This is a genomic window from Sphingomonas sp. YR710 (assembly GCF_900101455.1).
In the GTDB taxonomy this organism is placed as follows: Bacteria; Pseudomonadota; Alphaproteobacteria; order Sphingomonadales; family Sphingomonadaceae; genus Rhizorhabdus.
The window spans coordinates 27713-49099 of record NZ_FMZJ01000016.1 but is presented as its reverse complement, the minus strand read 5'-3'; the positions used below and the strand labels follow the sequence as shown (position 1 = coordinate 49099).

The window sequence follows — 21387 nt, the reverse complement described above, 5'->3', positions numbered from 1 at the left end:
CGCGTCACGGTGCCGCGACGTCGCGGTCACCCGAAATTGCGCGCACGGCCCGTCGCACGAGGAACTGGACGCCCCAGCCGATCGCGAAGGTGACGGCCAGCGGCGCGACTACCCGCAAGCTGCTCTGCGCGATCGATCCGACGATCGCGCCTTTGATGCCCGAATCGCCATCCTCGCGGTCGATCCCGGCACCGATCAGCATTCCCAACATATTATCGACCATGACGTCCTCCGCTCTGCGAAGGCCAAACCGACCGCCAGCGGCTTCGTTCCGCCGCCGCTAGCGATCGCAGGCCCGATAATCGCCCTCGCGACAGGCCGCGACCTGCCGTCGCCAGTCATCCATCTCGCGTTCGTAGCGCGCGCGGGCGGCGCGATAGCCATCGGTCGGGTGCCCGAGATTGCGATCGCGGCGATCGCTCGCGGCCTTGGCACGTTCGTTGAGCTGGATCGTCCGCAACCGGTCGGCGCGATGCTCGGCATCTTCCGCATGAGCGGCGGAAGCCGTGATCAGGAGCAGGGACAAGGCCAGACAACGCATCGCGGGAAATTGGGCGCCCGAAGATTGCTGCGAACTGAACGGACAAAAAATCGCCGGGCGATCATTCGACAGCGCCGCACCAACCCGGCAAATAGCGCGCATCAGGATGATGCGCATAGTCGAGCGCTTCTGCCACCGCCGCTTCGAAATCCTTGACCACGATGTGGAGATCCACCCTCCTCCGCAGGAAGTCCGCCCAGAGAAACTCGGAATAGGGCATGTCGGCCTTCGCAAAGCCTCCGGCCCGACGAAGCTCGCCGGCCAGCGAACGGTAGGGATCATCCTCGAGCTTGCCGATCGCCTTCGGTATTCGCCCATGCGCCTGGCGCTTTCCATCGACGTCGAACGGATGCAGCCAGTTGCGATTGTCCATGAACGTCCAGAAGGCCGATCGCTTGAGCACCCCCAGATCGGCGATGACGCTGACCAGAACGTGCGTCACCCCCTCATCATGCAAGGCGCGGACAAGGTGATGGTGATCGACGAGAAAATAGGTCCCCCTGGGGCCGATGACCGCCGGTATCATATGTCGCCCGAGGAAATCCGGCCCGTCCCGTTCCGCATGCTTTCGCCATTCGGTTCGCTTGCGATCCACTTCGCGCAGGCCGACCGTCATCTGCGTCGGCCGCAGCGCCGAGATTTCGATCGGATGCAGCAACGGCTCGAAATCATGTCTCACGAAATCTTCTCCGCATGTGAGGGCCGTTGGCGCAACGCCGTAACGGCGTCATCGACGCTATAGCTGCTGCGTGACGGAAGATCGGTCTCCTTCACCGCCAGCAAAAGGTCGCGAACCTTGTCATGCACGCGCGCAAGCTGCACGGATATATGATTGGCCCGCATCAGGCCATCGAACTCGATCAATGCGTCAAGCGCGGTACTGTCCAGATCGAAGCTTTCCTCGAGACTGATGATGAGGCGGCGCGAGGCCGGGTCGCCGATCGCATTCTTTGCGACAAAGGCCAGCATGCGTTCGGCGTTGGCGAAGAAGAGCGGCTCCGTCGGGCGCCAGATCGCGAGATCGGACGGCGCGACCGCATCGACATGCCGCGCGACATCGACATAGTCGTGGCTGTCTCCGAGCCGCCCGAGCCGCACCACGCGCGGCGTCGCCAGCCGATGGATCAGCGCGGCCAGCGACAGCGCGATGGCCACGAGCATGCCGTTCAGTACGCCCAGCACCAAGACGCCGATCGTGGCGGCCAGCGCGATATAATGATCGCGCCCCAACCGCCAAAGCCGCACGAGCGGTGCCGGATCGAGCGCATGGGCGAGCGCCGCGATTACCACCGCGGCCAGCACAGGCTGTGGCAACCACGCGATCAGCGGCGTCCCGAAGGCGATCAGCATCGCCAGTCCCACAGCCGCCATCACCCCGGTCGCGCGGGTTGCGGCGCCGGCCGCCTCGCTCGCCGCGCCGGCCGAAAAGCCCGCACCGACCGGCATGCCCTGCACGAGCGCGCTGGCGAGATTGGCGATGCCCAAAGCGCCCAGCTCACGCGTCGCATCGACACGGTCGCCATGCCGCAGCGCCAGCGCCCGGATCGTTCCCCAGGACTCGGCGAACAAGATCATGCCAAGCGGCAGGGTGAATTGCAGCAGCAGCGTAAATTGCGCGCGATCCAGGAGTGGCCATCGCGGCCAGGGCAAGGCGGTATCGATTGCCCCGACGGTCGCCACGCCCTGTTGAGGCAAATCGAAGAACCACGAGGCCATGACACCGGCAGCCAGGACCAGGAAGGCCCCCGGCACGACGGGATAACGCCTGATGAGCAGGAGGATGGCGAGCGCAAGGCAGCCGATGCCGACGCTCGCAGGCCTCCAGTGCGGAGCTGAAGCGACAAGGGCCGCGCCGAGCCGGAAGATATTCGGTTCATGCACGGGCGTCCCCACCAGGATCGGAAGCTGGCGGATGATGATGGTGATCGCCAGGCCGAAGGCGAAGCCGCGCAGAACCGGCCGGGAAATGAAGCCTGTAAACGCCCCGAGCCGCAGTACGGCCGCGAGCAGAAACAGCATGCCGATCATACCGACCAGAGCCGTGGCAAAGACCGCCCGGGTTGCGATCGTACCGGGCATCGATGCCAGCGTAGCCGCCAGGATCGTCGCCGATGACGATGTCGGCGACAGGATCGCAAAGCGGCTGTGCCCGACAAGGGCATAACCCAGGCATCCGGCTATGCCCGCAAAGATCGCGCTCTGCGGCGGAAGGCCGGCGATCTGCGCATAAGCGACCGCCTCGGGAAGCATCAGCCCGGCGACGGATAGCCCGGCAATGAGATCACTGCGCATCCGCGCACTTAGGGCCGCAGCGGCACGGCTTGGCAAGTGGCGGTTTGCAATTGCACGGCTTGCCGTCCCCTCGTCCCACTGGCACTTTCCTAGCCGGGAGAGCAAAGCCATGAGCCTGACAGACGAACGCCTCACGCCGCCCGGCGAACTGCCCTGGACGCCCCTTGCCGCCGGCATCGATTTCCGCCTGCTCTTTTCCAGCCGCGAAACCGGACGCTGGACGGTTCTGCTGCGCTGCCAGCCCGGCAGTTTCCTCGCCAGCCATCGCCATTATGCCGCAGGCGAATATTTTGTCGTGAAGGGCCAGATGGACTATCGGATGGGCAGCGCGATCGAGGGCACCTATGGCTATGAGCCGCTGGGCGCTGTCCATGAGCGAACCTGCTTTCCGGTCTATACCGAATTGTTCTTCACCAATTACGGCCCCGTCGCCTTCATCGACGATGCTGGTGCCGTGGTATCGATCGTCGATGCGCTGCTGCTGGAGAGCCTTGCCGGAAAAGCCTGATTGTCAGCCCGCGACCCTCGGCCCGAGCACCGCCATCAGCTCGGCGCAGCCCTCGACATCCTGCGCATCGAAACGGGCGAGGGTCGGGCTGTCGAGATCAAGCACGCCGATCAGCCGCCCTTCATGCTCGATCGGCACGACCAGTTCGGACATCGACCGCGCATCGCAGGCGATATGGCCGGGAAAGGCGTGGACATCGTCGATGCACTGGATCTCGCGCGTCGCCATCGCCGTACCGCAGACGCCCTGCCCGCGCGCGATCCGGATGCAGGCGGCCTTGCCCTGAAACGGCCCGAGCACCAGTTCGCCATCGATCACGCGGTAAAATCCCGCCCAGTTGAGATCGGGCAGGAAATCCCAGATCAGGGCCGCGGCATTGGCCATGTTGGCGATCGGATCGGGCTCCTCTGCCGTGATCGCGCCGAGGGCGGAGAGCAGATCGGTGTAAAGCGCCGCCTTGTCGTTCGGATCAGTCTTCGCAAAATCGTACATCATCGCTCCGTATCGGTCGCCCGGCTTCTCAAACCCATCTACCCGATCATGCGCCGGGGTTGTAGGCATGCTTCATGGTATTGATCCCCGTTACCCGATCCATCTCGATCGATTCCGACGAGATTGAGGAAAGCTTCACGCGCGCCAGCGGCCCCGGCGGGCAACATGTCAACACCACCGATTCGGCCGTGTTGCTGCGGTTCAACGTGTGGGCCTCGCCCAACCTGCCCGACATGGTCAAGCATCGGCTCAGCGATCTGGCGGGATCGCGGCTCACCAACGACGGCGTGCTGGTATTGCGGTCGGAGGGCGCACGATCGCAATTGATGAACCGGACGGAGGTTCGCGAGCGGCTGATCGCGATGATCAAGGAAGCGACGATCGTTCCGAAGAAGCGGAAACCGACCCGGCCATCCAAAACCGCCAAGGCGAAGCGGATGGATGGCAAGGCGAAAAGATCGACCGTCAAGAACCTGCGGGGGAAGGTCCGGGATTGATCGCAGCGACCGGCAACGGCACGGTCGGATCGGCAAAACCCAATGCCGCGAACGTCGGCGGCAATGGCGCGCGCGCCTCGATCGGCGGCTTGTTGTCGCGCGGCACCGTCAGCGAGGCCGCGTGGAGCAGCATCGGCCGGTCGCCCTTGCCATAGACCGGATCACCAATGATCGGCACCCCGATGCCGCTCGCGGCATGGACGCGGATCTGGTGCGTGCGGCCGGTTTCGGGCCGGAACTCTACCAGCGCGCGGCCGTCGACCGTCTGCAGCACCCGCCAGGCGCTGCGCGCCGCCTTGCCCTTCGGATCGGCGACCATGCGCCAGCCGGTCTCGCGGGTCGACGTCTTGGACAAAGCCATGTCGACCAGCCCGCTTTCCGCATCGGGCACGCCATCGAGCACCGCGAGATAGATCTTGCCGACCGATCCCGCCTCGAACGCCTGGGTGAAGCGGCCATGCGCCTTCGGATGGCGCGCGAGCAGCAGGCAGCCCGATGTGTCGCGATCGAGCCGGTGGACCGGATGCGGCCAGCGCTTGAACCCGAAGGCGAGCGACTGGAGCTGGTTGGCGACGCTCATCGATCCGTCGCGCGGAGGATCGACGGGAAGGCCGGCAGGCTTGTCGACGACGATCGCTTCGCCATCGATGAACAGGATATTGTCATTGAGCATGTGCCGCCTATGCCCTGCCCGGCACGAAACGGCAACGACGGTGCGACTTATGCCTCCAGCGCGAGCAAGGCGAAGGTCCCCAGCCAATGCTCGCCCATATAGGTTTCGGCCAGATACGGCAGGCTCGCGGCGAGATGATCCTCGGCTGCAGCCGCCATGATCGATACCAGCGGGTGCGGGCCCAGCGCCCGCGCGATCGATCGCCAGCACCATGCCCGGCTGAGGTTCAGCCCGTCGAGATGGGCAATCTTGCCGTCGTTGCGATCGGAAACGATCGCCGGCGCGAACAACGTCGCCGGCCGTCGATCGGCAAGATGCGGAAAGAAGCCGGCGAACCAGTCGGCGAATTCCCCCGCGGGCAGCACGCGGCTCATCAGAAGCGCTTCGGTGAGCGCAGACGACAGGAACTCATCGCCGCCGGGTTCCCATGCCGGACAGTCGCGATCCGCCGCGAACCATGCGTGTGCTCGCGCGCGCATCATCGCCGCCAGCCCAGGATCGTGATCCCCGGCCCATTCGAGCCCCAACACCAGCGCGAAGGCGATGTTGAAATGCGTGCCGACCCGCAGCGGGTAAGTGAGCTTCGGCAGAAAAGCCGTGAAACGCGCGGCAAAGGCCTCCGCCAGCGGCTGCAAAGCCTTGGCCCATGGTGCGCCATGGTGCTCCAGCTCGGCATGGAGCGCGAGCAGCCACGCCCAGCCATAAGGCCGCTCGAAGCCCGCCGACGCTGGCCGCTGGAGATAGGCCAGTTCGCCGGCTACCTTCTCCGGCACCAGCATCGTATCGGCGAGCGCCCGAATCTCATCCGCCTCGGTCATGTCAGGATAAAGCCGCAGCAGCCGCATCACCTGCCACCAGCCATGGACGCAACTGTGCCAGTCGAAGCTGCCGTAGAAGATCGGGTGGAGCTCGGACGGGGCGGCAATATCGTGCGCGCCCTCGATCACATGATCGAGCTTGTTCGGATATTCGCGGGTCAGATGGCCGAGCGTAAGCCGGGCGAAGCGCGAAGCGGTGGGCTGATCGAGATGGGTCATCGGAAGGCCAGGAAATAGAGGAGCGCGATGTTGACCACAAGCAACGGGATCGCGGTGCCGACCTGCGCGCGGATCACGCCATAGCGATCCTTGAGGTCCAGCAGCGCCGCTGGCACGATGTTGAAGTTGGCGGCCATCGGCGTCAGCAGGGTTCCGCAAAAGCCGGCGAGCATGCCGATCGCCGCGACGATCGCCGGATCCCCATGGTGCGCGCGGACCAGCAACGGCACGCCGATCGCCGCCGCCATCACTGGGAAGGCCGCAAACGCATTGCCCATCACGATCGTGAACAAAGCCATACCGATCGCATAAGCCAGCACCGCCGCGATCAGGCTGCCATCGGGGATCGCATGCCCCATCAGCCCGCCGACGACATTGCCGACCCCGGCCAGCGCGAACACCGCGCCGAGGCTGGCCAGCATCTGCGGCAGTACGGTCGCCCAGCCGACCCCGTCCATCAGCCGCAGCCCTTCTCGAAACGGCTCGGCCGGGGCGGGACGCAGCCAGATGAAGCAGGCCGCGAGCGCGATCAGCACCGCCAGCGTCAGCGCCACGAGAGTGACCTGCCGGGGATCGACGAACTCGGGGAATTGCTTGAACAGCCATGTCCCCAATACGGTGATGGCCGGCACGATCAGCGCGGCGAGGAACAGGCCGTTGCCGCGCGCCCGGCCAGTGCCGACGCTTTCCGCCACGCCCTTGCGAACGCCTTTGAGACCGGCGATGGCGACCAATGCGATGACGAGCAGCCCATTGCCGAAATCGCCGATCCGGTCTCCGGCGAAGAAGCTGAGCGCGACCAGCCCCCAGAACGCCGCATTGCCGAAGCGCCTGCGGGCGGCACTCAGCCCGGCATAAGCGGCGAAGATCAGCCCCATTACGACATAGACGAACGGCAGGCCGATCATCGCCGGCGCTCCCGCTTCAGCCGGCGATCGAGCAGCAGCAGCCGGGCGCTGTGGATCAGGAATGCCGCGATCGCCGTCGGGATCGCCCAGACGGAGAGCGAGAAGGGCTGCAGATCGATGCCATACCCCTCCAATATGCCCTTCATCAGCAAGATCGATCCGATCGCGACGAAGATATCCTCCCCGAAAAAAACCCCGACATTGTCGGTCGCGGCCGCCATCGCCTTGACCCGTTCGTCCTCGGGATCGTCGATATTCGCCGCCGCCTCGGCCATCGGCGCGACGAGCGGGCGCACCGTTTGCGGGTGGCCAGCGATCGAGTTGAGGCCCAAAGCCGCCGTAATCTGCCGGAATAGCAGATAGACGATCAGCAGCCGCCCCGCGGTCGCGCCCCTGATGCCGGCCACCAACGCGCGAGCGCGGGCCTGCAACCCATGATGTTCGAGCAGCCCGATCAGCGGCACGACGATATAGACGACCGTGACATAGCGATTATCGTTAAACGCCTTGCCGAACGCGGCGACGATCGCGTGGAGATCGAGCCCCGCCGCGAGGCCGGTGACCAGCGCCGAGGCAAGCACCACGACCAGCGGGTTGAAGCGGAGCAGGAACCCCAAAGCGATGATCGCGATGCCGGAGAGGACGAGCATCAGGCGCCTCGCCGATTGCAGTCATTGATAGGCGCTAGCGTCAGGCGATCGCCACCCATTCCTCCCCGAGCTTGCTCGGCGAGGGGGACCGCCGAAGGCGGTGGTGGGGTAGTCCCACCTCGCATCCTCGTCATCGTAGCCTTTTGAAGCCTCGCGCAGCCCCCTCCACCACCCTGCGGGTGGTCCCCCTCCCCGAGCAAGCTCGGGGAGGAATTAGGGAGCGCGTCACCCTCGTTCATGACTCCCCCTCCGCGCCATATCCCCCACCACCCGGCGTCTCGATCACGAACACGTCCCCCGGCGCCATCTCCACCGCCGCCGTCGCCGGCAACACTTCGACCCGGCCATCAGCACGCTCGATCCGGTTCACGCCCAACGCGCCATCGCTGCCACCCGCCAGCCCGAACGGCGGCACGCGGCGGCGGTTGGCGAGGATGCCGGCGTGCATCGCTTCGCGGAAGCGGATCCGACGAACCGCGCCGTCGCCGCCGCGATGTCGCCCCGCCCCGCCCGATCCGCGCCGGATCGCGAATTCCTCAACCAAAACCGGAAAGCGCGCCTCCAGCACTTCGGGATCGGTGAGCCGGCTGTTGGTCATATGGGTCTGGACCACGGCGGTGCCGTCGAAATCCGGCCCCGCGCCCGATCCGCCGGCGATCGTCTCATAATATTGGTGCGCGTTGTTGCCGAAAGTGAAGTTGTTCATCGTACCCTGCGCCCCCGCCATCGCCCCGAGCGCGCCGAACAAGGCATCGGTGATCACCTGGCTGGTCTCGACATTGCCGGCGACCACGGCCGCGGGAAAGCGCGGGTTGAGCATCGATCCTTCGGGCACGGAGATCTCGATCGGGCGCAGGCAACCGTCGTTGAGCGGCACCGGCTCGTCGATCAGCGTCCGGATCACATACAGAACGGCCGCGCGGACCACCGAAAGCGGCGCGTTGAAATTGCCCGGATGCTGCGGGCTGGTGCCGGTGAAATCGACCCGCGCGGTGCGCGCCGCCCGATCTATCGACACCGCGACCCGGATCACCGCGCCGTCATCCATCTCATAAGCGAAGGCACCGTCGGACAGACTATCGATCAGCCGCCGCACCGCGGCCTCGGCATTGGCCTGCACATGGCCCATATAGGCCTGCACCACCCCCGCCCCATATTCGGCCGATATCCGGCGCAGTTCGGCAGCCCCGCGCGCGCAGGCGGCGATCTGCGCGGTGAGATCCGCGATGTTCTGATCCGGGTTGCGCGACGGCCAGCGACCGCCCCCCAACAGCGCGCGCAATTCCGCTTCGCAGAAGCGCCCGCGATCGACGAGCAGCAGATTATCGAGGATCACCCCCTCCTCCTCGACGCTCCGGCTGTCGGGCGGCATCGATCCGGGGCTGATCCCGCCAATATCGGCATGATGGCCGCGCGCGGCGACGAAGAAAGCCGGCGCCGGATCCTTCTCTCCGGCGAAAACCGGCATGATCACGGTGATATCGGGCAAATGCGTGCCACCATCATAAGGCGCGTTGAGCGCATAGACATCGCCCGGCAGCATCCCGCGCCCATCCGCACCGCGCCGCACGATCACGGTGCGGATGCTCTCCCCCATCGAACCGAGATGAACCGGAATGTGCGGCGCGTTGGCGACCAGATTGCCCGCCGCATCGAACAGGGCGCAGGAGAAATCGAGCCGCTCGCGGATATTGACCGAGGAGGCGCTGTTCTGAAGCGCGGCCCCCATTTCCTCGGCGATCGCCATGAAAAGGCCCGCGAAGATTTCGAGGCGGATCGGATCGACGGTGGCGGCGTCGACGGTCTTCCGGGCGCGCGGGGCCGCTCGGGTGAGGATGATATTGGAATGGGCGTCGATGGTCAGGCGCCAGCCCGGTTCGACGACGGTTGTCGAGACCGGATCGGTGACGAGCGCGGGACCGTCGAGGGTAAAGCCGATGGGGAGATCCGAGCGATCGAAAATGGGGGTCACGTGGGAGGCGCCGGCCATGAAGCTGTCCACCTTGTTGAGCGGCGCCACCCCTCCACCATGCTGCGCATGGTCCCCCTCCCCGTTTCGGGGAGGAATTGAGCGACAAAATTCCTCCCCGGAACGGGGAGGGGGACCAGCCAAAGGCTGGTGGAGGGGCCCCCCACCCTCCGCGATCGCCTCGACCCGTATCATCTCGACGACCACCGCTGCATCGCTCAAAAATCCGAAGCGCTGGCGATACCCGACCTCGAACGCCCTCAGCATCGGCTCCAGTTCCCCGGCAGCCACCTCGATCATACTATCGGTGCCACCATAGCGCAGCAGGGCCTGAACCTCGGCGCGTACCGGCACATCGCCGATATCCTGCGCCACCAGCACCGCCCGCGCCTCCCCCTCGAGCGTCGCGATCGCGTCGCGCAACAGCCCCATGTTCGAAGCAACCAGTTCGATCGTCAGCGTCCGTTCGCGCACCAAGCTGCGGTCCGCCAGTCCCATACCATAGGCCGACAGCACCCCGGCGAGCGGATGGATCATCACCCGGTCCATCCCCAGCGCATCCGCCACCAGGCACGCATGCTGCCCACCGGCCCCGCCAAAACAGGCCAAAGTGAATTGACTCACATCATGGCCCTTGGCGACCGAGATCGCCTTGATCGCATTGGCCATGTTGGCGACCGCAACGGCGACGAACCCTTCCGCAATCTGCTGCGGCGGCAACGCCACCTGCGCCGAGACTTCGGCAAAGCGATCGATCACCGCCTGCCCGTCTATCGGCAGATTGCCACCCGGTCCGAACAGGTGAGGAAAGACATCGGGCTGGACCTTGCCGAGCATCACGTTGCAATCGGTCACCGTCAGCGGCCCGCCGCGCCGATAGCAAGCGGGACCCGGCGCCGCTCCCGCCGATTCCGGCCCGACCAGGAAGCGCGTGCCATCGAAGCGGCAGATCGATCCGCCGCCAGCGGCCACCGTATGTATCCGCATCATCGGCGCACGGATGCGGGCGCCGGCAATTCGCGTCTCATTGTCGCGCTCATATCGGCCGGCGAACAGCGATACGTCGGTCGAGGTGCCGCCCATATCGAAGCCGATCACCCGATCGAACCCCGCCTCGGCCGCCGTCCGCGCCATGCCGACAATGCCGCCAGCGGGCCCCGACAGGATCGCATCCTTGCCCCGCAGCAGACGCCCGTCGATCAGGCCACCATTCGATTGCATGAACAAGGCCCGCTTGCTCCCGCCCAACGCCCGGCCGAAACCCTCGACATAGGTGCGCAGCACCGGCGACAGATAGGCGTCGACAACGCTCGTATCGCCGCGCCCGACGAGCTTGATCAGCGCGCTGACGTCGTGGCTCGCCGATATCTGGGTGAAGCCGATTTCCTGCGCCAACGCGGCCAGGGCCTGCTCGTGCGCGGGATAGCGATAGCCATGCATCAGCACGATCGCGACGGCGCGCAGGCCCGCATCGAAAGCGGCCTGCAGCGTCGTCCGGGCGGCGTCGGGATCGAGCGGTCGCAGCACGGCGCCATCCGCGCTAACGCGCTCGTCCACCTCCACCACCGTCGCATAGACCGGCGGTGGCATGACGACGTGCCGCGCAAAGATATCGGGCCGCTCCTGATAACCGATCCGCAACGCATCGCCGAAGCCGCGCGTGATCGCGAGGCAGGTCGGCTCGCCCTTGCGTTCGAGCAGAGCATTGGTTGCGATCGTCGTGCCAATGCGGATGTCGGCCGGCGGCAACGGCCCTTCCGCCACGCCGGTCAGTTCGCGGATCGCCGCCACGGCGGCATCGGGATAGCGCCCGGGATCTTCTGACAGCAGTTTCGCGGTACGCCGCTCGCCATCCGGCGTGATCGCCACCACATCGGTGAACGTCCCACCACGATCTATCCAGAACTGCCATGCCGTCATGCACCGAAGCTATCGCCGCCCCCGTCCGCCCGGTCAAACGCGAACCGATCGCCTCGACGGATCGCCCGCGTCACGGCTTCGCGGCGGACAGAGTTTCCTTGGCTGTTCCGGGGATTGCAGCGGCATAACGATCCCAATGCCCGGTAATTTCCTCCACGACCTTGCCGCCGATCAGATGCGCCGCATCGAGCGACGGCTGCAGCGCCGAAAGGCCCTTGGCTTCCGAACCCAAGCTTTCGGCAGCACCGATCCCCGATCCCGGTGCCGGCATCGAATAATTGCTTCCCGTCCGCAGCACGAGCACGCGCTGCGGATCGGCCTTGCCAGCCCGCCCGAGCATGCGAACCGCCCCGATCACGCCGCTATCCTCCATCGCGGTCATGACAAAACGGCCATCGTCGCCGACCCAGTAGCGCGTCCATTTTTCGAAATGCGCATTGAGCAGCGCACCGTGCCAGAAGGTCTGGCCGGTGATCTCATCGCCCGTCATCACCGCGGGCGGCGTCTGCGCCTTGGGGAAGTCGGTATAAGCGACACGGATCTGTTGAAGCACCGATGTATCGGGGATCTTGACGTTCGCGGTCAGCTTATAGGCCCAATCGCGCAGGGCCAGGTTGAGCGGGAACAGATTATATTCGGTGTCGGCGCGCGGCATCTGATAGGGTTCGGAACGATCGCGCGGGAACATGCCCGTGGTCCAGCCCTTCGGCGCCTCGCGCGGATCGACCGCATAGCCGTAATCGCTGTCGACGACGTGGCCGATCCAGGCCGCCGATCCCACCGACGCCTCATCGGGGTTCACGCCCGCGATCGCCGCCACCATCCAATAGGCTTTGCGTAGATCGAAACGCGGATCCATGCCCAGCGCCATCGTCGATGCGGCCGCGCGATTGGTGCCGATGCCAGTGTGCAGCAGCAGCAATTGCCGCTTCGCATCGTAACGCAGCGCGCGAAAGCCGGCGGGAAATGGCAGCTTGACCGGCATCTCGCTGGCCCAGGCCTGAAACTCGCCGGCACGATCACCCGTGTCCTCGCCGATTTCGAAAGCCGTCACGATCACCATCCGGATCGGTAAGGCCCGAACTTCCGTCGTTGTTTGCGCCTGAACGGCGACCGACATTCCAAATGACGTGAGCAGCCCACAGGCCAAAAAGCCAGTCGCTATCGACCGGCGGCATCGCCTGCTTCGCTGTCTATCCTGCATAGAGCCCCCTTTGTGTTCGGAACGCTCTCCATCACTTCCCCGTTCGCGCGAGGTTCAAGCGTGATCGTATCACAAGATTGCCGCACCGCAATATAAGTAATAGGATTTTTACTTATATGACCCGGATCCGCTTTTCGGACGGCGGGAAGCAGGCTAACGATGGCTTCTGCATTGCTGGAGATCGACCATCACAACGGCCATCGCCCCCGCTGCTCCAACGCCTAAGGCCATTCCACGCAAGCGCGACGCCGATCGCACCCGCGCGGCGATATTGAAAGCGGCGACCCGCGAATTCAGTGCCCACGGATTTTCCGGCGCGCGGACCGAGCGGATTGCCGCACAGGCAAAATGCAATATCCGGCTGCTCTATCACCATTTCGGCAACAAGCAGGCGCTATATCTCGCTGTGCTGGAGGCCGCCTATGACGATCTGCGTGCCCGCGAGGCCGCGCTGAGCTTCGACCTGAGCGATCCGATCGGCTGCGTCGAAAAGCTGCTGCGCTTCACCTTCACCTATTTCGAGGGCAACCCGCATTTCGAAGGCCTGCTGCGCGCCGAAAACATGATGCAGGGTCGCTTCGTCAGCCAGTCGCGCCGGGTTCCCGAGGCGGCGGAACGGCTGAAGGACGTCCTTGCCACCATCATCGCCGTCGGCGAGGCGAAAGGCCTGTTCCGCCCCGGTATCAATCCGGTCCAGCTCTACACCACCATCACCGCGCTCAGCCGGTTTCACCTGGCAAACAGCTATTCGCTATCCGCGCTGCTCGGCGTCGATATGAAGAGTGCTGCGTGGCGGGCGGAGCGGCTCGATCACAGCGTGGAATTGCTGCTTGCATGGGTGCGGAGATAATTCCTCACAGGAGGAATTACGTCAGGCCAACCGCTCCGGCACCACTGCGGAATCCTCGATCACAGTCTCGACCGGCGCCACGGCTTCCCATGGAAAAACAAACCAGTCCTTATTTTTGGAACGGTCGATCGTGCGAAAGCGATAATCCACGCGCTGGGCCGAGACGATATTGTCGATCAGCACCGCAAAACGAATATTCCCCGCATCGGCGCCGGCATCGGCGAGTGCGATACGCAGATGCGCGATTGTGGTGCCCGAATCGTTGATGTCATCGACGAACAGCAGCCGTTCGCCCGCCGCGCTGCGCTGCGCCAGCTTGACCAGTAGTTCGGCTGCGAAATCGGGCACGTTCGACGAATAATCGACCGAGAGCATCGGCAGGCCAGTCGCATGCGACAGGAACACCGCAGGAGCCAGCCCGCCCCGGCCGATGCCGATGATGAAAGTCGGTGTCCACTCATCCTCACGCACACGGCGGGCAAGATATTGAACAGCGGTCAGGAACTCGGCCTGCTCGATGGGGGTCAGCGTGGGCATCGCGGTTTGGCCTCCGGCAGGTCAGATTCGCCCGGCTTATGCGCAGGGAAAAGCGTTCGATCAAGCGGCGTCAGGCCATAAAGTCCCGTACATAGGTATCAAGCGTGGCGAGGTGCGCCGTTACCGCGTCGTCGGGCAGAAACGACCCCAGAAAGCTGTTGCGCGCCAGCATAGCGAAGTCGCGTACATCGAGCCCGTCCATGCCGATCAAAGCCCGATAATTATCATTCACATAGCCGCCGAAATAGGCCGGATCATCCGAATTGACCGTGGCGCGCAGTCCGGCCCGGAGCATCCGCTCGATCGGATGCGCGGCGATGCCGTCGACGACGCACAATTTGAGGTTGGACAGCGGGCAGACCGTCAGGGTCATCGCTTCGCGCGCCAGCCGCGCGGTCAGGACGGTATCCTCGAGCGATCGGTTGCCATGGTCGAGCCGATCGATGTGCAGCCGATCGAGCGCCTCATACACATATTCGGGCGGGCCTTCCTCGCCGGCATGCGCGACGCGAAGCAGCCCCATATCCCCCGCGGCGGTGAACACTTTCTCGAACTTCGACGGCGGGTGGCCGAGTTCGGACGAATCGAGCCCGACACCGGCAATGCGATCGAGCCATGGTTCGGCAACTTTAAGCGTTGCAAAGGCATCGTCCTCGTCGAGGTGGCGCAGGAAACAGAGGATCAGCTTGGACGTCAGCCCATGCTTCGTCTGCGCCGAGGACATGCCGGCAAGCAGGCCATCGGCGACCACCTGAAACGGAATGCCGCGTGCCGTATGCGTTTGCGGATCGAAGAAGATTTCGGCGTGGACGACATTGTCAGCCGCCGCGCGATCGAAATAAGCGAGCGCCAGATCGTGAAAATCCGCCTCGGTGCACAGCACGTTCGCGCCCTGATAATAGATATCGAGGAAGTCCTGCAGCTTCGAAAATTCATAAGCCCCGCGCAGATCCTCGACGCTGGCGAAGGGAATCTCGACCTTGTTGCGCCGGGCGAACGCAAACATCTGTTCGGGCTCTAGGCTGCCCTCGATATGCAGGTGGAGTTCGGCCTTGGGCAGGCCGGTTACGAAGGCATTGAGGTCGGTCATTATCTGTCCCGTTCGTGCGCAAGGTTACCCGCGACATAGGTGAAGGCGATCGCCCGGTCATCGCCCAATATCTGCAAGGCGAACAGTTTATCGTGGAGCGACAGGCCGGCCGTGCGCCGCGCGAGCAACGGCGTCGCCGCCGGATCGAGCACGACGAAGTCGGCCTCCTGCCCCAGCTGCAGCGATCCGACCCGATCGGCGATGCCGAGCGCGCGGGCGCCACCGACGGTCGCCAGATGGAGCGCGTGGAACGGATCGAGGCTGTCTCCGCGCATCTGGCAGACCTTATAGGCCTCGCCCAGGGTATGGAGGATCGAGAAACTGGTGCCCGCGCCGATATCGGTGCCGATCGCCACCCCCACGCCGTGCGCGGTCGCGCGGGCGAGATCGAACAGGCCGGAGCCGAGGAACAGGTTCGAGGTCGGGCAGAACGCCGCATGCGCGCCCTTCGCCGCCATCCGATCGAACATGTCGTCACTGCAATGGATGCAATGCGCGAACACCGATCGCGGGCCGACCAGCCCGAACCGGTCATACGCATCGAGATAGTCACGCGAGTCGGGAAAGCGCGCCGCAACCGCCGCCACCTCACCGAGATTTTCAGCCATATGGGTGTGCATCAGCACGTCCGGGTGCGCCGCGACCATTTCGCCTGCGCTCACAAGTTGATCGAAAGTCGACGTCAAGGCGAAGCGCGGAGTCACCGCATAGCCGAGCCGCCCCTTGCCTCGCCAGCGCGCGATCAGCGCCTCGCTGTCGGCGCGCCCGCTCGCCACCGTATCGCGCAGGCCATCGGGCGCATCGCGATCCATCAGCACCTTACCCGAAACGATCCGCATGTTGCGCGTGAGCGCGGCTTCGAACAGCGCGTCGACCGAAGCCGTATGCACCGTCGCATAGATCAACGCGCTGGTGGTACCGTTGCGGAGAAGTTCGTCGAGGAAGAAGGCGGCGATCCTGTCCGAATGACCGCGATCCGCAAAGGCAATTTCGGCCGGAAAAATATGCTTGTCGAGCCATTCGAGGAGCTGGCTGCCATGGGCGGCGATGCGTTCGGTCTGCGGGTAATGGACATGGGCGTCGACGAAGCCGGGGACGATCGTCTTGCCCGGGAAATGGGTGACGGGGATGTCGTGCGGTGGCGGCACATAGGGGCCGCAGGAGACGATGATCCCGTCCTCGATGATCAGCAGGCCGTCGAGGTGGTGGACGATGTTGCCGGGTTCGGGAACCGCGAGGATTTCGGCGCGGAAAGCGGAGATCATGCGCGCACTCCCTCGCCCCCTTTAGGGGGAGAGGGTCGGGGAGAGGGGGCAGTGCTGGAGGCCCCGTCGCGAACGTCTTCCCGTCGCCCCCCTCTCCCAACCCTCTCCCCCGCAAGCGGGGGCGAGGGCTTTTGAGCCTGCAGCTGCAGCAATTGCGCTGCCACGGACACGGCAATCACGGCAGGCTCCTTCCCCATAATCCCCGCCAAACCGACAGGACAGGTAAGCCGCGCCGCATCTACCCCATCGCGTGCCAGTCGCGAGAGGAACCGCCCGCGCTTGGTCTCCGAACCGATCAACCCGACGAACCCCGCCGACGATGTCAACGCAGCGACAGTCAGCCGATAATCGAGCCCATGGTCATGCGTCATGATCAAAATCGCACTGTCCACCGGCGCCTCGGCAACGCAATCAGCGATCCTCGCGTCGTCAACCATAGTGACACCCGGCACATCCGCGGTTTCGGCGCGCGTATCGAACCAGCCGAGCTGGATCGGCAATCCTTCAACCGCGCGCGCCACCGCGCGGCCGACATGGCCCGCGCCGAACAGCAGCACCGGTAGCCGTTCGATCCCGAGCCGTTCGACCAGCACATCGCCTGGCTCGGGCTTCGGGCCCCGCGCCGTTACCGCATCGACCGGTATCTTCACGTCAATCAATAGCCGTTCCAGCCGCTCCACACCGAACCGCGTTTCGAGCAGCCCGTCCTGCCCGATCCAGTCCGCGCCAACCGGATCGACATGCTCGAGCAGCAGCCGTACCCGACCGCCGCAACATTGGCCGAGCAACGGCCCGAGCGGATAATCCTGGACGCGCCAGCTTCCCGCCGGATGCTCGAGCAAAGCGCGCGCCTGGCCGATCGCCTGATGCTCGAGCGCACCGCCGCCGATCGTGCCCGCGATACGGGTCGCGCAGACGAGCATCCGCGTTCCCGCGCCGCGCGGCGCCGAGCCTTCAGTTGCGAGGATTGTCACCAGCGCGGCCGCTTCACCGGCGGCTATTGCCGTGCGTGCGGTTGTCGCCCAGTCATCCACGTGGAGGCCGCGCCTTGAGGCCTTCGATCGCGGCCAGGATGCGCTCCGGCGTCGCCGGCGCGTCGAGATCGGCGAGCCCCCGGCCGGGCACCGCCGCCGATACGGCATTGGTCAGCGCCGAAAAGACCGAAATGGCGAGCATGAAGGGCGGCTCGCCAACCGCCTTGGAGCGGTGGATCGTCGGCTCGGTGTTGCGGCCCGGCGCCCACAGCCGGATGTCCATCCGCGCCGGCCGGTCGCTCGCAGTGGGGATCTTGTAGGTCGAGGGTGCGTGGGTGAGCAGCCGGCCGGCATCGTCGAACACCAGTTCCTCGGTGGTGAGCCAGCCCATGCCCTGCACGAAGCCGCCCTCGATCTGGCCGAGGTCGATCGCCGGATTCAGCGAGCGTCCGACATCGTGGAGGATATCGACCGCGAGCACCTTATGCTCGCCGGTCAGCACGTCGATCGCGACTTCGGACACCGCCGCGCCATAAGCGAAATAATAGAATGGCCGGCCGCTATGTGTCGCGCGGTCATAGGCGATCTTCGGCGTCGCATAGAAACCGGTCGACGACAGCGATATCCGGCCGAGATGCGCAAGCCGGCACAGGGTCGCGAATGCGATTATCTCGCCGCCCACCTGCACGCCATCGGCGGTGAAACGGACAGCCTCCGGATCGCCGCCGAATTTTTCCGCAACAAAGGCCACCAGCCGTTCGCGGATTGTCGAGGCGGCATTGAACGCCGCCATGCCGTTGAGATCGGCACCCGACGAGGCCGCGGTGGCCGAGGTGTTGGGTACCTTGTCGGTGGCGGTGGCGACGATTCGGACTGCGCCTACTGGGACCGCAAACACATCGGCGACGACCTGCGCCACCTTGATCATCAGCCCCTGCCCCATTTCGGTGCCGCCATGGTTGAGCTGGATCGAACCATCGGCATAGACATGGACGAGCGCACCCGCCTGGTTGAGATGGGTGGTGGTGAAGCTGATCCCGAATTTAACGGGAGTGAGCGCGATCCCCTTCTTGAGGACGCGATGGCGGGCGTTCCAGGCATCGACCGCCGCCGCCCGCGCGCGATAATCGGACGAGGCCGCCAGTTCCGTCATGATCGCGGGCGCGACATTGTCCTCGACCGTCATATGATAGGGCGTCACGTCGCGACCCGGCTCACCATAGAGATTGGCCTGCCGCACCAAGAGCGAATCAAAACCGAGGTCGGCCGCGATCGCGTCCATCACCCGCTCGATCGCAATCATCCCCTGCGGTCCGCCGAAGCCGCGAAAAGCGGTGTTGGAGACGGTGTAGGTCTTCATCCGGTGCGAGACGATCGACACCGCCGGCAGATAATAGCAATTGTCGGCGTGGAACATCGCCCGGTCGTTGATCGCCGACGACAGATCCCATGTCGCCCCGCAACGCGACGCCAGATCGAACGTGATCCCCTCGATCCGCCCCTGATCGTCGAAACCGACATCGTAACCGACCACGAAATCGTGGCGCTTGCCGGTCATCTCCATATCGTCGTCGCGATCGACGCGGAACTTGGCTGGCCGGCCGGTCTTGCTCGCCACCAAAGCGGCGGCGGCGGCGAAGAGCGCCGCCTGCGTCTCCTTGCCGCCGAACGCGCCGCCCATCCGGCGCACCTCGACGGTAACATCGGCGCTCGGCAGATGGAGCAAGTGCGCGACGAGATGCTGGACTTCGCTCGGATGCTGGGTCGAGCACAGGATGTGGATCTGGCCGTCCTCGCGCGGGGTGGCGAGCGAGACCTGGCCTTCGAGATAGAAATGCTCCTGCCCGCCCATCTCGAGCCGGCCCTGCAACCGGCGCGGTGCGGCGGCGAGCGCAGCCGCAGCATCGCCGCGCGCCATATGCTGGGTCGCCTCGATCAGTGACCCCGCCGCGCGCGCCTGTTCGATCGTGATGAGCGCGGGGCGCGGATCGTAGCTTACCTTCGCCAGCGCGGCGGCCCGACGTGCGGCCGTTACGCTGGTCGCGGCGACCACGAACAACGCCTGCCCCACGCAAATTACCTCACCGTCGGCGAACAGCCGGTCGTCACCGGCCACCGGCGCGACATTGTTGGCGCCGGGGATATCGGCGGCGGCGAACACCGCGACCACGCCGGGGGCGGCGCGCACCCCAGACAGATCCATGTCGATGATCGCGGCATGCGCATGGCTGCTCTTGCCGAAGGCGAGATGGAGCGTGCCCGGCAGTTCGGGCATGTCATCGACATAGCGTGCACTGCCCGCGACATGCCCGGCCGCGCTATCGTGCGGCAGGCTGGCGCGGACCGCACGGGTCGACCGGGGATCGCGATCAGCCATCGGCCATGTCCAGCACGCTCGTCGGCTCCGCGAGCTGGGTTTCGATCCAGACCTTGCGAAGGAGGTTGGCGGCGGCGGAAAGCCGATAGGCCGAAGATCCGCGGACGTCGGTGAGCGGCGAATAATCCTGTGCCAATGCGGCAGCGGCGGCCTCGATCGACGCCTCGCACCAAGGCTTGCCCGTCAGCGCGGCCTCGGTGGCGCTCGCCCGTTGGGGCGTACCGGCCATACCGCCGAACGCGATCCGCGCAGATGTGACCACCCCATCGTCGATCCGGAGCGCGAACGCGCCGCACACCGCCGAAATGTCGCTGTCGAAGCGCTTGGAGAGCTTGAAGATGCGGATCAGATTAAAGCCCTCTCCCCCTAAAGGGGGCGAGGGAGTGAGCGGCCGCGGCACCCATATGCTCTCAACGAATTCACCCGGCTTCCGGTCCTGCACGCCATAGCGCACGAAAAAATCCTCCAGCGGCAATGTCCGGCGTTCCTCGCCCCGCCGCAACGTGACGGTAGCCTCAAGCGCGATCAACGCCGGCGGCATATCGCCGATCGGCGAACCGTTGGCGATATTCCCGCCGATCGTCCCGGCGCTCCGCACCTGCAACGCCCCGATCCGACGCACAAGCTCGCCCAGATCGGGATGCAGCCGCGCCAGCGCCGCATGGGCATCGACATAGCGAACCCCGGCGTCGATCGTGAGACCCGCGTCATCCTCTGCAAGCGTGCGCAGATCGGCCACCTCGCCCAGCCAGATCACCGTATCGAGCACGCGCTGCTGCTTGGTCACCCACAGCCCGACGTCGGTTGCGCCCGCGACCATGCGCGCGTCGGGATGCTCGATCAGCAGCGCCGCGAGTTCGTCGGCCGTCCGCGGGGAGAACCAGCGGCGAACGATACCCGCCAGCGGATCCTCATAAGCGAGCGCAAGGCCTTCGCCGCGCCGCAGTTCCTTCAACGCGGCGATCGTTATGCGATCGTCGACCGGGGCGAATGGTACAGCCTCCCCGGCGTCGAGGATCGGCCCATAGCCGGTGCAACGGCACAAATTGCCCGCGATGACATCCTTGACCGGCGTACCCGCCGTCCCCGCCGCACCAATGCTGCGGCCATAAAGCGACATCACGAAACCCGGCGTGCAGAAGCCGCATTGCGACCCATGCCGCGCGACCATCTCCCTCTGCACCGGATGCCCGCCGCCAAGGCTCTCGACGGTGCGCAGCGCGCGGCCGTCGAGCATCGGCATGAACATGATGCAGGCGTTGAGGGCACGCCAGGTGATACGCGTTCCCTCGATCGCCAGCTTATCGTTTGGCGGACTGCCCCACCCCAACCCCTCCCCTGAAGGGGAGGGGCTTTCGGCTCCGCTCGCCCCATGCAAGCCCCTCCCCTTCAGGGGAGGGGTTGGGGTGGGGCCTCCCGTCTGGACGCCATCTCCGCCTAGTTCCCCCACCAGCACCGTGCACGCCCCGCAATCGCCCTCGGCGCACCCCTCCTTCGTTCCCGTACGGCATGCCCGATAGCGCAGCCACTCGAGCACGGTCAGCGTCGGATCGACGTCCGCCAGATCATGGACCACCTCATCGAGAAGGAAGCGGATGCCCAA

The 21387-nt window shown here is 65.3% G+C and carries 20 protein-coding genes; 3 read left to right on the top strand and 17 right to left on the bottom strand.

All coding sequences use genetic code 11. The annotated features are described in order from the left end of the window. Positions 1 to 4: 4 nt before the first annotated feature. From BLS13_RS16790 to BLS13_RS16775, 4 genes are all read right to left on the bottom strand, one after another. Positions 5 to 223: a hypothetical protein gene (locus BLS13_RS16790; RefSeq protein WP_093453850.1), complete on the bottom strand. Its 219-nt coding sequence runs from the start codon at positions 221 to 223 to the stop codon at positions 5 to 7. A 57-nt stretch (positions 224 to 280) separates the two neighbouring features. Further along, entirely contained in the window at positions 281 to 526 is a 246-nt protein-coding gene (locus tag BLS13_RS16785; protein WP_093453849.1) for a hypothetical protein, read from the bottom strand. A gap of 76 nt (positions 527 to 602) precedes the next feature. After that, positions 603 to 1220, bottom strand: a complete 618-nt coding sequence (locus BLS13_RS16780) for a ParB-like protein (protein WP_093453847.1) — start codon at positions 1218 to 1220, stop codon at positions 603 to 605. Then, positions 1217 to 2833 carry a SulP family inorganic anion transporter gene (locus BLS13_RS16775; RefSeq protein ID WP_093453846.1) on the bottom strand — a complete coding sequence of 539 codons (1617 nt, stop codon included), beginning with the start codon at positions 2831 to 2833 and terminating at the stop codon, positions 1217 to 1219. The genes BLS13_RS16780 and BLS13_RS16775 overlap by 4 nt, the downstream gene beginning before the upstream one ends. Before the next feature lie 109 nt (positions 2834 to 2942). On the opposite strand from BLS13_RS16775, the gene BLS13_RS16770 reads away from it, so the two are divergent. Then, positions 2943 to 3341: a 2,4'-dihydroxyacetophenone dioxygenase family protein gene (locus BLS13_RS16770; RefSeq protein ID WP_176943644.1), complete on the top strand. Its 399-nt coding sequence runs from the start codon at positions 2943 to 2945 to the stop codon at positions 3339 to 3341. Between the two features lie 3 nt (positions 3342 to 3344). Here the strand turns inward: BLS13_RS16770 and BLS13_RS16765 are convergent, their stop codons facing one another. Further along, a complete protein-coding gene (locus BLS13_RS16765) occupies positions 3345 to 3833 on the bottom strand; it encodes a GAF domain-containing protein (protein ID WP_093453844.1) in 489 nt (162 codons plus the stop codon). Positions 3834 to 3907: 74 nt separating this feature from the next. Between BLS13_RS16765 and arfB the strand changes: the two genes are divergently transcribed. Beyond that, positions 3908 to 4330, top strand: coding sequence for an alternative ribosome rescue aminoacyl-tRNA hydrolase ArfB (gene arfB, locus BLS13_RS16760; RefSeq protein WP_093453843.1), 423 nt, complete (start codon positions 3908 to 3910; stop codon positions 4328 to 4330). Here arfB and BLS13_RS16755 read toward each other — a convergent pair. From BLS13_RS16755 to BLS13_RS16730, 6 genes are all read right to left on the bottom strand, one after another. After that, positions 4299 to 5003, bottom strand: a complete 705-nt coding sequence (locus tag BLS13_RS16755) for an RluA family pseudouridine synthase (RefSeq protein ID WP_093453841.1) — start codon at positions 5001 to 5003, stop codon at positions 4299 to 4301. The genes arfB and BLS13_RS16755 overlap by 32 nt on opposite strands. A 47-nt stretch (positions 5004 to 5050) precedes the next feature. After that, entirely contained in the window at positions 5051 to 6040 is a 990-nt protein-coding gene (locus BLS13_RS16750; RefSeq protein WP_093453840.1) for a DUF2891 domain-containing protein, read from the bottom strand. Beyond that, a complete protein-coding gene (locus BLS13_RS16745) occupies positions 6037 to 6948 on the bottom strand; it encodes a DUF979 domain-containing protein (RefSeq protein ID WP_093453838.1) in 912 nt (303 codons plus the stop codon). Before BLS13_RS16745 ends, BLS13_RS16750 begins: the two co-directional genes overlap by 4 nt. Continuing rightward, on the bottom strand, positions 6945 to 7598 hold the full coding sequence (locus BLS13_RS16740; protein ID WP_093453837.1) for a DUF969 domain-containing protein: 654 nt from the start codon (positions 7596 to 7598) through the stop codon (positions 6945 to 6947). Before BLS13_RS16740 ends, BLS13_RS16745 begins: the two co-directional genes overlap by 4 nt. Before the next feature lie 235 nt (positions 7599 to 7833). Then, the gene (locus BLS13_RS16735) at positions 7834 to 11487 is read right to left on the bottom strand and encodes a hydantoinase B/oxoprolinase family protein (protein ID WP_093453835.1); all 3654 of its coding nucleotides are present in this window, start codon (positions 11485 to 11487) and stop codon (positions 7834 to 7836) included. 70 nt (positions 11488 to 11557) lie between these two features. Next, a complete protein-coding gene (locus BLS13_RS16730) occupies positions 11558 to 12691 on the bottom strand; it encodes a purine-nucleoside phosphorylase (RefSeq protein ID WP_093453834.1) in 1134 nt (377 codons plus the stop codon). A 271-nt stretch (positions 12692 to 12962) separates the two neighbouring features. On the opposite strand from BLS13_RS16730, the gene BLS13_RS16725 reads away from it, so the two are divergent. Further along, on the top strand, positions 12963 to 13541 hold the full coding sequence (locus tag BLS13_RS16725) for a TetR/AcrR family transcriptional regulator (RefSeq protein WP_218123308.1): 579 nt from the start codon (positions 12963 to 12965) through the stop codon (positions 13539 to 13541). A 21-nt stretch (positions 13542 to 13562) separates the two neighbouring features. Here the strand turns inward: BLS13_RS16725 and BLS13_RS16720 are convergent, their stop codons facing one another. The 6 genes from BLS13_RS16720 to xdhA all read right to left on the bottom strand — a co-directional run bounded on the left by BLS13_RS16720 (position 13563) and on the right by xdhA (position 21387). After that, entirely contained in the window at positions 13563 to 14078 is a 516-nt protein-coding gene (locus tag BLS13_RS16720; RefSeq protein WP_093453831.1) for a phosphoribosyltransferase, read from the bottom strand. Positions 14079 to 14148: 70 nt separating this feature from the next. Further along, positions 14149 to 15168, bottom strand: a complete 1020-nt coding sequence (locus BLS13_RS16715; protein WP_093453829.1) for an adenosine deaminase — start codon at positions 15166 to 15168, stop codon at positions 14149 to 14151. Beyond that, positions 15168 to 16433, bottom strand: a complete 1266-nt coding sequence (guaD, locus tag BLS13_RS16710) for a guanine deaminase (RefSeq protein ID WP_093453828.1) — start codon at positions 16431 to 16433, stop codon at positions 15168 to 15170. Before guaD ends, BLS13_RS16715 begins: the two co-directional genes overlap by 1 nt. Continuing rightward, positions 16430 to 17467: a xanthine dehydrogenase accessory protein XdhC gene (gene xdhC, locus BLS13_RS16705; protein ID WP_256325939.1), complete on the bottom strand. Its 1038-nt coding sequence runs from the start codon at positions 17465 to 17467 to the stop codon at positions 16430 to 16432. Before xdhC ends, guaD begins: the two co-directional genes overlap by 4 nt. Next, positions 17460 to 19784 carry a xanthine dehydrogenase molybdopterin binding subunit gene (gene xdhB / locus BLS13_RS16700; protein WP_093453825.1) on the bottom strand — a complete coding sequence of 775 codons (2325 nt, stop codon included), beginning with the start codon at positions 19782 to 19784 and terminating at the stop codon, positions 17460 to 17462. The genes xdhC and xdhB overlap by 8 nt, the downstream gene beginning before the upstream one ends. Further along, positions 19777 to 21387, bottom strand: a complete 1611-nt coding sequence (gene xdhA, locus BLS13_RS16695; protein ID WP_256325938.1) for a xanthine dehydrogenase small subunit — start codon at positions 21385 to 21387, stop codon at positions 19777 to 19779. The genes xdhB and xdhA overlap by 8 nt, the downstream gene beginning before the upstream one ends.

Bases quoted from the DNA above. Each gene is read 5' to 3' on its own strand.
- BLS13_RS16790 (WP_093453850.1), bottom strand. From the start codon at position 223: ATGGTCGATAATATGTTGGGAATGCTGATCGGTGCCGGGATCGACCGC.
- BLS13_RS16775 (WP_093453846.1), bottom strand. From the start codon at position 2,833: ATGCGCAGTGATCTCATTGCCGGGCTATCCGTCGCCGGGCTGATGCTT.
- BLS13_RS16770 (WP_176943644.1), top strand. From the start codon at position 2,943: ATGAGCCTGACAGACGAACGCCTCACGCCGCCCGGCGAACTGCCCTGG.
- BLS13_RS16765 (WP_093453844.1), bottom strand. From the start codon at position 3,833: ATGTACGATTTTGCGAAGACTGATCCGAACGACAAGGCGGCGCTTTAC.
- arfB (WP_093453843.1), top strand. From the start codon at position 3,908: ATGGTATTGATCCCCGTTACCCGATCCATCTCGATCGATTCCGACGAG.
- BLS13_RS16755 (WP_093453841.1), bottom strand. From the start codon at position 5,003: ATGCTCAATGACAATATCCTGTTCATCGATGGCGAAGCGATCGTCGTC.
- BLS13_RS16750 (WP_093453840.1), bottom strand. From the start codon at position 6,040: ATGACCCATCTCGATCAGCCCACCGCTTCGCGCTTCGCCCGGCTTACG.
- BLS13_RS16745 (WP_093453838.1), bottom strand. From the start codon at position 6,948: ATGATCGGCCTGCCGTTCGTCTATGTCGTAATGGGGCTGATCTTCGCC.
- BLS13_RS16740 (WP_093453837.1), bottom strand. From the start codon at position 7,598: ATGCTCGTCCTCTCCGGCATCGCGATCATCGCTTTGGGGTTCCTGCTC.
- BLS13_RS16735 (WP_093453835.1), bottom strand. From the start codon at position 11,487: ATGACGGCATGGCAGTTCTGGATAGATCGTGGTGGGACGTTCACCGAT.
- BLS13_RS16730 (WP_093453834.1), bottom strand. From the start codon at position 12,691: ATGCAGGATAGACAGCGAAGCAGGCGATGCCGCCGGTCGATAGCGACT.
- BLS13_RS16720 (WP_093453831.1), bottom strand. From the start codon at position 14,078: ATGCCCACGCTGACCCCCATCGAGCAGGCCGAGTTCCTGACCGCTGTT.
- BLS13_RS16715 (WP_093453829.1), bottom strand. From the start codon at position 15,168: ATGACCGACCTCAATGCCTTCGTAACCGGCCTGCCCAAGGCCGAACTC.
- guaD (WP_093453828.1), bottom strand. From the start codon at position 16,433: ATGATCTCCGCTTTCCGCGCCGAAATCCTCGCGGTTCCCGAACCCGGC.
- xdhB (WP_093453825.1), bottom strand. From the start codon at position 19,784: ATGGCTGATCGCGATCCCCGGTCGACCCGTGCGGTCCGCGCCAGCCTG.